This is a genomic window from Chryseobacterium sp. KACC 21268, assembly GCA_028736075.1.
Taxonomy (GTDB): Bacteria; Bacteroidota; Bacteroidia; order Flavobacteriales; family Weeksellaceae; genus Epilithonimonas.
In genome coordinates this window covers 2,964,851-2,979,009 of the sequence record CP117875.1, presented here as the reverse complement: position 1 = coordinate 2,979,009, position 14,159 = coordinate 2,964,851, and the positions used below count along the sequence as shown (strand labels likewise).

Here is a 14,159-nt window from a genome sequence, read left to right as displayed (position 1 = left end):
CGGACTCCGCTGTTTTTTTTGGATTATATATTTATGTTCAGATTTCAACATAAATCACCATATATTTTCCTCTTCCAAAAGATCGTCAATAAAATAAAATATCTCTTCGCGGTCATATTTTTTTGGTAATTGATAACCGTTAATCAAAAATATAGGTGTGAAATTAAAGCCCTTAATTTCATTTTCGAGATTGGTTTCATTGATTTCGGTCAAGTCTGAAATTTCACCTTCGGGGTTATATTGTAATCTAATTTTTTTCTCACTACGGTTTTCAAACCAGTTGTCAACTGCTTCTAACAAGTGATTCTTGCTACTTGTATAAATGTACACAAAGTCGTTGATGAGATTTGTAAAATTTTTGTCTTCTATTTTTGCAGAATAATTGAAACGAATTTGGGCAGAGACATCATCTGGATACTGTTGCAAAAGTTTTTCTAAGATCTTATGGGCGTCTCTGCAAAAGCCACAGTAGGGATTTGATATTAGGGAAATATGAAGTTTTGCTTCTTTATTTCCTAAAAAAAACATCCTTTTATTAATAAAAGTGATTTTTTCATGATCCAAAAGTTCTCTTCTGAATATTTCATAATCTCTTTTGAATTTTAAATGTTTTATACTTGCTTTATGATATTCAAGCTTTTCCTTCAATATAGTATTGATGAATGATAATGTAATAAATGATGTTCCCATTGCCAAAACACTTAAGAATAGAGTACCTCCAGATATCCAATTAGTGAAGTAAATATTGCTTAAACAGATTTGCAAAATCAATAATGTGTTAATAATAAAACATATTCTACAAAAGATTTTTTCAACTAATATCTGTACATAAAGTGAATAGAGGATGACAAAAAATGATATTCCAGAAGCTATTTTTAGTACAAGCCCTGTTGAAGGCAGAAAAATTCCGATCATTAAAAGTCCTGTAAAGTAAATTAAACTAAGGTCGGAAAGTTTTAAACCCGAAATATCAGTCTTGTCCGAGTCAACAATCTTCGCACAGGATGTTTGTGTTTTGGCAGTGGTTGCTCCACAAATATTATTAATTACATTTGAGTCATATCCAAATTTTTCACTGAACAATTCGAGAGATATGTAGATACCAATTATTGAAAGTGTATTGAATATTCCCTCATACCATTTTAGTTGTAAAAATGAATAGATCAGCAAAAGTCCTAATGAAAATAAAATGAGATATTGATAGTTAATTTTCTTATTAACGTTATTTTTTTCTTCATTTTCGAATAGCAAAATAAAATTGGAAGAACTTTTATAAAGAGTATCTTTTGTGATAACTTGAGTATTATCGGAAAAAGTCCTGTAAAGTTCATCTTCCATTTTTACCAAAGTAAAATTGTTATTATAAATGGTAATGAACTCGGCGGGTAATTCCCCCCAAAAATCCTTATCCAATTCATAAGCATCATTTTTAAGACCCATAAAATTTAGCGTATCGCTGAATGCAAGTGCTGAGGGATGTTGAGGATGAGATTGAAATTGAAATATAAATTCTTGTTGGTTGAGTTTGAGCTTTCCCAGTAGATGACTGAATTGCATATGGTAATGTTTTAATTTAACATAAAAATGCCCAACCTTAAATATTACTAGTATTAGGGTGGGCGTGGATCATTTAAATTATAACTGCGGAACTACAATACATAGAAGAATCGTTTGTATGCAGCTTGCCGGACGTCTCAAATTCGTAAGGTAGCAAGCAAGCGGAGTACAAGGTCCATATCTTCCATAGATACTCTTGAGAATTTCTCGAGAAAGTTTTTTTTAAGTTTTTCATTGGTTAAGTGGTTTTCAGTTTTTCTTACTTTTTGAATCTATAAAGTAATATTTTGTTTTGTCTAAAATTAAATAAAATTTCTTAATTGACCAAATATCTATATGAAATTGTTTGTTTAATTATCACATGTGTACATTTAAAGCTATAATCTTATCATTGTATAATATTGGATTTTGTCTTTGTTGTAAAAAATTATATACATATGTAAGTTCTAACAAGAGATTGCAAATAAAAATGATGCTGACAAAGAAACGGCAATTAGTGAAATTAGGGAATTCTACCGCTATTATTAAGGCCTCTTGAGAGACTAATGGTAAATTTAAAGGATTTAGACCATCAAAATAATCATATTTTGTTCTTATGTAGTAATAATTTGTTATGTCTTAATTCAATGGAAATTTGTTAAGTAAGATTTAGCATAATAGTAAATTGCGCTGACTGTTTCTAAAATCTCATAAGTGCTTTTTTTAGTATTACTTCCAGTCAAAACTTCGTCCATCAATATTGAATATTGACAGCACAGATTTAATTAAAAATGAAAATCTGCAAAAGCTCACAACTGTTATGTTGCAGCTGGTCTTTTGAGGGGCGATCATAAGAGTTGTATCAATATATAGTGCGAAAAGATGTTTCCGACCACCGGAAGGAATTGTCTTTTCGCCCGATCTGAAAATACACGACAATAAAAATATTGCCGTGAATTTTGCCATTAATATAAATTCATTTATAAATGACCATCATCAGCAAATGATAGATAGCCCGTTGATGTCAGAATGCAATGATCGAGTAATTTGATGTTTAGAAATTCAGACGCACTTTTTATGCTCTGCGTAATTTTCAGATCTTCAGCAGAAGGTTTCAAATTCCCTGATGGATGATTATGTGCTAATATCACAGCCGAAGCATTACAAAGGAGTGCCGCCTGCATAATGATGCGAACATCGACTACCGTAGAAGAAATTCCCGATTCAGAAATTTTCCTTATCCCTAAGACCTTGTGAGTCTGATTTAAATATAGGGCAAAAAAAGATTCTCTGTAGTCCATTTCATCATGGTCAAAGTGCTGACGGAACACATCCACGGCATCACGTGAACTACCGACTAATTTTTCAGAATTTCCTTTTCTCGAATAGCTTAATTTTATCTCGTTGACTATATTAAATTTCATTGATTTTGCTCTTATACGGCAGAGACTTGATTTTCCCGTACGTAATTTAAAATTTTCATCAGTTCAAGATCAAGGTATCTGCGCCAGATCGGGCAAAATTTTCACACAGGTCAAAAGCTTTTTGAGACTTTAATTGTGCTGTCCCTCCCAAGACAATGGACTGGAGTTTTGCTTCATTGTCCTTGTAATTTCTGACATTCTGGAAATATCCTGTAACGGCATTGTAAGCGCCGAACAAAGTTCCCTTTGTGGTTTCAGTCTGCTGGCTTTCACTGATCATCGCATAAGCAAATGCATCATCGACGGTATTTTTAAAAACTGTTGAGAGATCGGCAACATTTCCTTTCTGCAGATGATGTAAAGTTTCTTTGTTAGGACAAAGTGCCAATTGTATCAGCTTTTTCATCTCATCATCACCGACTTTTATATTTGCCCAATGATTGAAAGTGCTTTCCAACTCTTGACTTAATTTATTCGCCAATCCCATGACCTTGTGGGCATCTTCAAGACGCTGTTTTGCGCCTGCGGTGTGTCTGATCCGCACCACATTGCTCATATTTTTCAGCGACGCGTTCAAAGTATTTTGACAGACAATGCGCACGGGGGTAAATGCGGCGGTAATGCTGCCGCTTCCATCGTGGGAGGTGGTCAGGAAAATGTATTTTTCTGTAATATCGTCACCGTTGCCAACACGAATATAATCGGGTAATTTAGCAGTGATAAAAATTCTTTCGCCATTTCCCAAAGCTCCTGCAGTCTCGTATAAGATTCCTTTTCCACCGCCTACTATAGCATCAAAAAATGAAAAAGCTTCGCGGTTTTGTACGATCTGGTAATCTTTTCCGACCACACCTAACACGGTGTTGTTATCAGTTCGTATATTGGCAAAGTAGTTGGGAACTTCCAATGCAGAATCGATCATTTCTATGCCGTTGTCATTTTCGATAATGCCTGCATCTTTTGTAAATAGGGGAGATTTTTCGACCTCATAGTCAAGTCCTGCAAATTTGATGGCCTCTTCACTTGTTGGGTAGTGCTGTACGATCTGTCCCAGGTTGTGCCATGCTTTTTCCTTTACGCTGAAAAATGAATATTTTCCTGTTCTGTTGTTGAAATTTAAATTGTGTGCCATGATATTGAAATTTTGGATGTTATAAAATTGTATTGATGGTTTTAAAATGGTAAATCGTCATCCTTGTCGCTGTCACTAGATCTAGAAATAGAGCTTTCCTTTTTATCATTTTTATGCGACTCAGTAGACTTGCTCTCTTTACTTTTACCACTGCCATGAACTTTGATCTGTGAGGTGTGGAAATTCAGACCTGCGTGAGGTTCTCCGTCTTTTCCTATCCATGCAGAGGTGTAGGCTCTTCCGTTTAATTCTACCAAAGTGCCTTTCGTTAAAAAGTCGGCTATCTTTGGTGAGATCCAATAGGCACAGTCAAAATAGGTGGTCTGTTCGATCCGTTCGCCTTGCTTGTTGCGATAGTTGTCATTGGTGGCAATTGAAAAATTGACCACCTGTTTTTCATTTGACAGGTTGCGCACTTCCGCATCCCTTGTCAGTCTTCCGATAATGTTCATAACCGTAGGTTTTAAAAATTGTACATTTTGATCTTTTCTCGATCCTCTCTTCGACCCATTCCCTAAAAGCCTTTCAGGCTTCGCTGAATATTTTTCAAAAGAAAAACCGGAAAAAAGAAAGCAGATAATTTTAGCGGGCAAAGGGAAAAAGCCAAAAGGAAACGGAATAATTGGAGGGTACCTTCAGGGAGGAGACCGTTTATGCCGTAGTCTTTTGGCTGGGTGAAGAAATGGATGACCGATATACCTTAGCTGCCTTTTTACCGGTTTATTATGGAAAATATGAGTTACATTTAAATTAGTTTATATGACTTGATCTACTCTGTAATATTATGGCAACTTGCATCCATTGTTAAAATATATGTTCATTGATTAGATCAAGAACAACTACGCAGATCAGTGCTTTTAGCGAATAGTATGACAAGCTGGCTGTCATTAAGAAAGGAATTATTATCCCTAAGAGTTATTTTACCAGAGAAACTCTTAGTTGTTAGAAATGGGAGGGTAGCGGTAGTTATTTACATATGGGTTTCCCAACCAGGTTCCCCTGCGGTCAGGTCTGAGATCGAGATCACTGCACGAACCTTAGCCACTTCCTTTACAAATGGAGATGTAAGCTTTTCAGAAAATAAAAAGAGCTGTCTAAAAAATTTAGACAGCTCTTAATAAAAGAAATTCAATATTCTATTTCTTTATGAATTTCGATGTAGTTATTTTACCCTTGGATTCCACAGAGATGAAATGCGTTCCCTTGCTCAGTTTTGAAATGTCAATTTGCGACGTTTTTTCGCCTGAATCTGTAACGATTGCTCGTTTTCCAGTAGAGTCATAAACTGATATTTTATCCATATTCTGATCTGATGTAATCGTAATTTTTGAGGATGCCGGATTAGGGAAAATACTCAATGGTTTATTCTTTTCTCCTGACATTACAGATAAAGCACTGGTAGCAGATAAATAAATGTTGTCAACTTGAAAATTGTTAGATGAACCAACGACTGTAGAGATGGTATTTTCGCTTCTTAGTACAAAAATTTCTGAAACATTGGAAAGACTAAAGCTGGATGATTCGGGAATAAATGCAGAAAGCGGAATAGACATAAAGTGCCACTGATTGTCATTAGTGAAATTGTAATTGTTGGAGGATGGATTAATCAATACTTTAGCAGTAACATTGTTCCCACGTATTCTTATGTAAAAAGGATGAGGGGATGAAGTTTTAATTGCAAGATTATAGTAACTGTAAGCTGAGAGATCCAGCACCACATCCGAAGTATTGGCTGCGTTGCGGGGAAACATAATGGCGTGGAAATATGAGCTTGTCCCATTATAGGTCAGCAGCAGGTTTTTATTTCCTTCATACGTTGCAGTGCCAGGTTCTGAAAGCGCAAATCCCGATCCATTGCTGAAGCGTAAGGAGTTGACACCTGCTCCAATATTCGGATTCTCTGTATAGATCGAGAACGTTTGAGCATAAGTTACTGCTGAAATAAACAGCATGATTAAAAGATTAATTTTTTTCATAGTGTATGATTTTTTTAATGTTAACTGGTTCGAAATTAGTTTTGTTTTAAAATGTAGAGGAATCAAAATGTTCTTTAATAGGGGTAGAAATGTTTGGACAATTAGTCCGTTAACTCAAATTTTACCTTCTCATGATTGATGATGATATAGAAATCTCCAGATTCCAAGTGTTTTTCACCAATGCTGTCTACGTAGGACAGATCTTTTTCAGGATCGATCTCAAAGCGATAGATCTCCTTTTTTCCTGCTTTGATCATTTTTTTTTCGAAAAATTTGAGCTCTTTCATTGGTCGGGAAATGTTTGCAACAGGATCATTGATATACCAAAGTACCGCTTCCTTCCCATCCACAGTTCCATTGTTGGTAATTTCTATCTCTGCCACGATCTTTTCACCTTTATGGATCTTGTTTTTCGACAGTTTTATTTTTCCATACTCAAAGTTACTATAGCTGAGTCCGTGACCGAACCAATATAATGCATCTCTTGGAATATCCTGGTAATGTCCAGCGTCTGGCCTTGCTGATTGTCGCATATTATAATAGATCGGGATTTGACCCGTCGTTTGCGGAAAAGTGGCTGAAAGTTTCCCGGATGGATTGTGTCTTCCTGAAAGAATTCCAGATACAGCAGCTCCAGCCATCGTTCCGGGTTGCCAGATTTCCAATACTGCATCGGCCATTTTGTTTAACCGGATCAATTCTAAGGGTCTTCCGCTGGAAAGCACCAGAATAATAGGTTTACCCGTTTTGGATAATTCTTCAACAAGATCTTCTTGGATTTTTGGTAATGCAATAGTGGAACGGGAGCCATTTTCGCCACTCCAATTTCTTTTTTCGCCCAGGAAAACAAGTATGATGTCTGATTTATTTGCAACTTCCAAAGCCTTGGAAAAACCACTTCTGTCCTCGCCTTCAAAATCGCAGCCTATAGCATAATTAATCTTTGATCGCTTACCAAATTCTTTGGTCAATCCATCAAAAATCGTATTCACATCTTTAGGATCACCCATTCCTTCCCAAAATCCCATGATGTGAACAGAATCTTTTACCATGGGACCAATAACAGCGATGCTTTTATATTTTGAATCCAATGGCAGAACCTGATTTTCATTTTTCAATAAAACCATAGATTCCTGAGCCAATTCTTCTGCGATCTTCAGATAGTCCGGCAGCAAATATCTCTCAGTTTCCGGCACCATATCGACGTAAGGATTTTCAAACAGACCGAGATTCATTTTGACGCGCAGGATCCTTTTCACTGCATCATCAATGGTCTGCATCTTAATTTTTCCTGTAGCTACCAATTCCGGAAGATATTCCAGGTAAAGGTTATCGACCATATCCATTTCCACGCCGGCAAGCAATGCTTTTTCTGTTGCTTCTTTGTGATCTTTTGCGACGCCCTGAACTACGAGATTTTTTACCGATCCCCAATCTGAGATCACAAAACCGTCGTGCTTCCATTTTTTCTTGAGAATTTCCGTAAGGGTGTAATGATTGGCTGATGCAGGAACACCGGAAATATCATTGAAACCACTCATCACAGTGGCAGCTCCTGCTTTTATGCCAGCTTCGAAAGGTGGGAGGAAGGTTTCCCATAGGGTCTGTTGTGATACGTCACTGTAGTGATAATCCCGACCACCCTCAGACATACTGTAACCGATGTAATGTTTCAAGCTAGCGGCAATAGTATATTTGTCTTTCAGATCCGTCCCTTGATAACCTTGGATGGCAGCAACACCAAAAGCTGAATTGGCGTAAGTGTCTTCTCCGTAACCTTCGGAGATCCTTCCCCAGCGGGCATCCCTGGCAACATCTACCATTGGCGAAAAAGTCCAGTCCAATCCTGACAGCCAGCTTTCTTTTGCGGTAATCGCACTGGATCGTTTTACCAGATCTGTATTCCATGAGCAGGCTTGTGCCAGCGGAATTGGAAAAATCGTTTTGTATCCGTGTATGGCATCGAATCCAAATATAATAGGAATTCCCAGGCGTGTTTCGTTAACAGCCTTTTTCTGGATTTGGTTGCGGTATTCTGGGTTCGTACTTCTGTATAGCAAAGAACCAATTTCTGGTTTTACGGCTTTCATCTGCTCACCAATATTGTTGGGGTTGGCATTTTTCCCATACGTCCATTGGTTCATCTGCATTATTTTTTCCTCCAGGGTCATCTGACTTATCAGATCATCGATCCGTTTCTCTACAGGAGCATCTTTGTTCTTGTAAAGTGGCTGTTTTTGAGCACTGGCCGCTGAGCAACTCATTACAAGAATGCTTGCTGCGTAAAAGATATTTTTCATATCGAAGGTTATATTTCTTTGCTAATTCCATTCTGGGGACAAGTTTTCGGTAAATTCCGGAACGAGAAGATCAGAATGCTTTGAAAGAATACTATTTGGAGTCTAAATATTGAGTTAAACCGAAGACATTATCGTTTATGGTCTTCATATTGTCGATGAGAGGCATATAGTATTCAAAGCCACTATTTATAATACCTTTGTTAGAATCACGGTTTGAGTAATCCGTTTTTAAATTGTCCGGGTCATTATCCTGATATCGAAACCAATGCCATCCCACACAACCTTTGCTTTTCAACAATTCAATAACGAAATTCTGGTAAAAGTAGCCTCTTTCTTTTTGTGTGTGGACATTCCATCCGGCGCCAGTTTTATTGGGCAAACCAGAATCTTCACCTTTGGTGTACCATTCTGTGATGATGAACGGTTTTCCTGACCAAGCCATCCAGTTGGATAAAACAGGCTGTTCGGGTTCCCATTTCCTGTAATGATTGATGGAAATGATGTCCATATATTTTCCCGCCACCTCAAATATTTTTGGATTGTCCAGTTCATCCAGCTCTTGATTAAAACGGCAGCCCAGATAGAGGTGCTTTGGATCATATTTTTTAATCGCGGCAGTCACCTTTTTCATATAAGTCTCAAAATAAAAACCTGTGAAATCCTGTCTGTCAGCATCTGTAATATCCTCTAAAGATGCATTCTTTTGTTTTCGATCATCCAGCCATCTTTTTGCGGCGATGTATCCTTCCTCATCCTTGTTAAGATATTTCAAATGTCTGTCCAAAGCATCATCTACCCAAGGCAGTTCATTGTCTGTAAAATAACCAAGAAGAAATGGATCATCTTTGTATTTTACGATTTTGGAAATTTCCTGATCGACATAACGGTCAAATGCTTTATCGAATACCATCACCAGATCATAACGATATCCTTGCCAGCCCGCTTCTTCATATTTACCATTATACTTTTTTATATGTTCGGCTCTGTAAGCTCCCATTGGGCTTACGATGACCGTATAGACCAAAGGTTTTGCCGATGAACGGATCAAGTCGACATTCGACCAGGCACCAGCACCGTTGAAACCATTTTTTTTAAGGAATTTAGTTTCTTTGGCAATCCAATTTTTACCGGTTTTATATTTTTTATTAAATGCAATTTCCTGATTTTCAGAGTTGCCAGGATTGAGCACAGCAACACCTTTGTGAATAAAAGGATTACCCAAAGGATCTATGATCCACCATCTGCCATCCTTTTTCTCTGTTCTGAATAAACCAGTTGCCTTAAGCTGCAATGTTTTGTACCCACCAAATTTATTGATAGCCGGATCTTTTGATAATTGATATCCCGGTAGCCGGTCGATGGTTTTTGCAACATATGGCTTCCACAAGGGATCTTCTGCATTCTGTCTGGCCAATACACTATGATAATGATTTGCTGAAATTTCAGGTATTGAAACTTCCTGTGCTTTGATTTCAGAATACATATTGATATTCAGCGCGATAAGCGCAATGACACTTTTTTTCGTACAGTTTACTTTAATTTTCACAATTGACAGATTATAAGATTATTATTGATAAAAGAAAAATTGAAAATATTATTTAAGCTGGTGAGCTACAGACCCCACTAAAAATGTGTTAGATAATAACGTAAGTGATACGATCCAATATTTTTATTGGATAGAATTCTACACTTGTGCGGTAGGTCAGTCTATTACTTCAATTCGAATTCTGTTTCTAACAGCTGATCAGAATTGGTTCCAACAAATACTTTGAACATACCCGGTTCCAAAAGATAATTACTGTTATTGTCGTAATAACCCAGATCTTCCTTATTTAAAGTGAATCGTATGGTTTTTTGTTCGCCCTTTTTGAGAGATATCAACTCGAATCCCTTCAGCTCTTTCACCGGTCTGGAAATACTTCCGCTCACATCTCTTATGTAAAGCTGAACCACTTCCTTACCATCAACACTGCCAGTATTGGTAACAGAAACTGATAGATCTATAGGTTCTCCGATAGAGAATGTCTTTTTATTGATTGTCATCCCTGTATAAGCAAATTTGGTATAACTTAATCCGTGACCAAAGGGAAAAAGCGGCGTCTTATCTACATCAGAATAGTGAGACCAGAAAACGTTATTCTCTGAATTGGTAGGTCTTCCAGTGTTATAGTGGTTATAATAAATGGGAACCTGTCCAACGTTACGTGGGAATGAAATTGGTAATTTGCCACTAGGATTATAGTCGCCATAGAGAACTTGAGCAATAGCATTACCGCTTTGACTGCCTAGTTGCCAAGCTTCTACGATTGCAGGAATATGATCTGCTGCCCATTGGATAGCGAGCGGTCTTCCGTTATTCAGGACCAAAACTATATTTTTGTTGACTTTAAAAACCTCTTCCAGCAACTCTTGCTGATTGCCAGGCAGATCGAGATTTGTTCTGCTTCTTCCTTCACCACTTTGGAAACCGTGCTCGCCAAGGACCATCACCACCACATCTGCCTGTCTTGCTGTTGCGATGGCCTTTTCAAAACCGCTTTTATCAGTGGTGTTGATCTCTAATTCTTTCGTAAAAGTCGGCTTCCCTGCAAAGACTGCTGTTCCTGGAGCGTATGTAACGGGACTGTTTTTGTATTTTTTCATCCCTTCCAAAATGGAAATTGCTGTATCATCTTCAGCCGCAATTCGCCAGCTACCCAAAGGACTTGTCTTATCGCTTGCCAAAGCACCAATTAATGCGATCTTTTGCCCGGACTTTTTGAGTGGCAGTAGATCATTGTCATTTTTTAAAAGGACAATTGATTTTTTGGCCATATCCAGAACACCATCGTGATTAGATATACTGCCAATTACTTCTTTTTCCCTTTTTTCGTTGCAATACTTGTAAGGATCCTCAAATAAACCCATTTCAAATTTTAACCTTAGAATTCTCCTTACTGCGTTGTTAATGACCTCAATGTCTACTTTCTTTTCCCTCACCAGGTTCGCCAGTTCGTTCACATATAAGTAAGATTCCATATCCATATCAGAGCCTGCTTCTGCTGCTTTGTGAGCTGCTTCTGCACCGTCTTTCGCATATCCGTGAGAGATCATCTCCCGTATAGACGCCCAGTCTGATACTACGAATCCTTGGAAATTCCATTTTGTTTTGAGAATATCTCTGAGAAGAAAACGATTGGCGGTGGCTGGGATCCCGTTCAACGTATTGAAAGCATTCATAAATGTCTTAACACCAGCATCATTTGCCGCTTTGAAAGGAGGCAAGACGGAGTTGTACAACCTAGATAAGCTCATATCCACGTTGTTGTACTCTTTACCGGATTCTACAAATCCGTATCCTGCAAAATGTTTTGCACAAGCTGCGATAGTATTGGTCCCGGAAAAATTATCACCTTGAAATCCCTTCACCCTGGCCACAGCGATCTTACTGGCGAGAAACGGGTCCTCACCAGCGCCTTCCATCACCCGACCCCAGCGGGCATCAGTTGTAACGTCCACATTGGGAGCAAATGTCCAGTTGATACCGCTTGCAGCAGCTTCACTTGCGGCGATGGCAGCTGATCTTTTTATAGCTTCCATATCCCAACTGGCAGCTTCGGCTAAAGGAATTGGGCTTAGTGTTTTGTAACCGTGTATAACATCAAAGCCAATGATCAGAGGGATCCCCAATCTTGTTTTTTCAACGGCTATTTTTTGTACTTCGCGCACTTTTTGAACACCCCGAACATTGAGTAATGATCCAACCAGACCTCTGTTGAGATGATCATATTTTATTTTGGATGAGCCTCCTTGAGGAGCAGGACCTGTCACTTCCCAGAAGCCATTGTACTGATTCATCTGGCCGACCTTTTCTTCGAGTGTCATTTGATTCATCAGTAATGTAATACGCTCCTCCAGAGGTTTTTTTATATCCAGGTGCGATTTGTTCTGCGCAGTAATATTTGTAGCACCGAAGACAACAAAACAGAGTAAAGTGGTTTTGATCATTTCTAATTTTTAATATTGATGAGTATGAGCATTTCGATACTACTTCTTTAATTTTTTTGCAAAAGTTAGTTTGGCGTAAAGTAAATATCGTCAATATAATAATCGAAAGAGTTCGGCACAGTACTGTAATCGCTGTCATCAGTACGTATTGTAAATTGCTTGATGCTCGACTTGGCTGCAGGTACAGTAGAAAGCGCTGCACCATTACCATCTCTCAGAATTTGGGAAAAAGGAATTGTCAATTCATGCCATTGTCCGTCCCACAACATCCCATAGGCAGGATTTCCAGGATTAAGTGTTACCCAATAGTTTCCAGAGTTGGTATTCAATCTTATTCGTACTTTTTTTGGTGTACTGGATTTTACAGCAACATTCAAATTGTTGTAAGCTGTTGCGTTATAAGGAGAAACAGTCAGGTCCATATGCGAAAGGGCAAATCCATTCTGTGGGCTACCATTTCCTGCAGGATCAAAATGATACCATAAGGCCTTTGTACCGTGATTCGTATTAGTGGTAACGATTGTGATCGCCATATTTCCTCCATTCGGTGGTGGTGCTATTCCTGGATTTGAACTCAAAATATCTTTTTCTGTAAAAATTCCAACGCCATCGATCGGTGGTGCAGGAACGCTAACCTTAATGTTGATCTTATCAAGATTGATGTTAGGACCTGTGAACAACACACGAAATGTGTTTTGACCCTCTGTCAAATTAACTCCAGTAATATTTTTGGAAATGTAGGTATTATAGCTACCTGTATTTGGGAAATTGCCTGTCTGTCCTAAATCAGTCGCAACCCCTGTATTAGGATTGACCAGCTGAAGTTTAATGGATTTTCCACCAGAAGCATCACCAGATGCCACCCGGAAATCGAAATCATATATACCCGTAGCAGGAACAGTGATCGTATAGTTGCTCCATTCCCCAGCTTCTGTGTAGCTGATATTATTGATGCTATTGCCCATTTGAACATCCACACCATCGTCTGTTCTGTAACGTGGACTTCCGTTTTGAACAGCAAGGTTTTGCTCTTCTGTATCGTGATAGGCTATGCCTTCACCACCCAAATTATAATTCTCGGCTTCAATGGTACCAGGGATAGTAACTGCAGTTCCACCATACGGCAAAGGCGGATCAATACCTTTAACAATGATCTTGAACAATTTTGTCTCAACTGTATTATCTATATATTTTATGACCAATTTCGCATCATAGGTGCCAGGATTGCTGTAAACAACTGTAGCATCAGGATTGACGGATGAAGCGGGGCTACCTCCAGCAAATGTCCAGGTTGTAGTAAGATGTTTGAACGAGGTACTTTTGAAATCTACAGTTTCTCCAAATTTAATATCAGTACGAGAAGCAGTAGCTTCCGTATGTGGCTTGTCGTAAAGTGTGACCTCTCTTATCTCTTCTTCAACACAGGAAAACAAAAGGGCAGAAAACAAAAGAAAAAGTATGCTTTTCAAAAAGTCTGTATTTTTTAAATTCATAACTCTAATGGTTTTTAATTTTGATTATATTTTATCTGCCACAAATTTTATATAAATAAAAAATAAAAAGGGTCTTAAATATTTTAGATTAGGGTAATAAATGTACTTTTTGACAAACGCACCGTGTAATGAGGGATTGACAGGGATATTCTAATGGGTTAAATTCATTACAAGAAACTCAGCTGGATTTTTTGTTTAAGCGGGAATCGGCCAATTTGTTTTCCAAACTGATGAGATTGCGAAGTTCATATTTTTATATTCAAATTTAGCTTGTAGATCATACTGCAATGCTGAATGAATTTGTCAGGTGA

General features: G+C 37.9%; 9 protein-coding genes. All 9 read right to left on the bottom strand.

The genetic code is table 11. The annotated features are described in order from the left end of the window. Positions 1-54: 54 nt before the first annotated feature. A complete protein-coding gene (locus PQ459_13725; protein ID WDF45958.1) occupies positions 55-1,557 on the bottom strand; it encodes a vitamin K epoxide reductase family protein in 1,503 nt (500 codons plus the stop codon). 959 nt (positions 1,558-2,516) lie between these two features. Next, positions 2,517-2,960: a JAB domain-containing protein gene (locus tag PQ459_13720; GenBank protein WDF45957.1), complete on the bottom strand. Its 444-nt coding sequence runs from the start codon at positions 2,958-2,960 to the stop codon at positions 2,517-2,519. A 58-nt stretch (positions 2,961-3,018) separates the two neighbouring features. Then, positions 3,019-4,092 (bottom strand): DUF932 domain-containing protein, encoded by a 1,074-nt coding sequence (locus PQ459_13715; protein WDF45956.1) that lies wholly within the window; start codon positions 4,090-4,092, stop codon positions 3,019-3,021. Between the two features lie 41 nt (positions 4,093-4,133). After that, entirely contained in the window at positions 4,134-4,544 is a 411-nt protein-coding gene (locus PQ459_13710; protein ID WDF45955.1) for a single-stranded DNA-binding protein, read from the bottom strand. 684 nt (positions 4,545-5,228) lie between these two features. Beyond that, positions 5,229-6,068: a T9SS type A sorting domain-containing protein gene (locus tag PQ459_13705; protein ID WDF45954.1), complete on the bottom strand. Its 840-nt coding sequence runs from the start codon at positions 6,066-6,068 to the stop codon at positions 5,229-5,231. 101 nt (positions 6,069-6,169) lie between these two features. Beyond that, positions 6,170-8,368, bottom strand: a complete 2,199-nt coding sequence (locus PQ459_13700) for a glycoside hydrolase family 3 N-terminal domain-containing protein (protein WDF45953.1) — start codon at positions 8,366-8,368, stop codon at positions 6,170-6,172. 91 nt (positions 8,369-8,459) lie between these two features. Next, positions 8,460-9,914 carry a hypothetical protein gene (locus PQ459_13695; GenBank protein ID WDF45952.1) on the bottom strand — a complete coding sequence of 485 codons (1,455 nt, stop codon included), beginning with the start codon at positions 9,912-9,914 and terminating at the stop codon, positions 8,460-8,462. 164 nt (positions 9,915-10,078) lie between these two features. Beyond that, complete coding sequence (gene bglX / locus PQ459_13690; protein WDF45951.1) at positions 10,079-12,355, bottom strand: beta-glucosidase BglX; 2,277 nt, start codon at positions 12,353-12,355, stop codon at positions 10,079-10,081. A gap of 65 nt (positions 12,356-12,420) precedes the next feature. Beyond that, positions 12,421-13,848 (bottom strand): carbohydrate-binding protein, encoded by a 1,428-nt coding sequence (locus PQ459_13685; GenBank protein WDF45950.1) that lies wholly within the window; start codon positions 13,846-13,848, stop codon positions 12,421-12,423. Between the last annotated feature and the right edge of the window lie 311 nt (positions 13,849-14,159).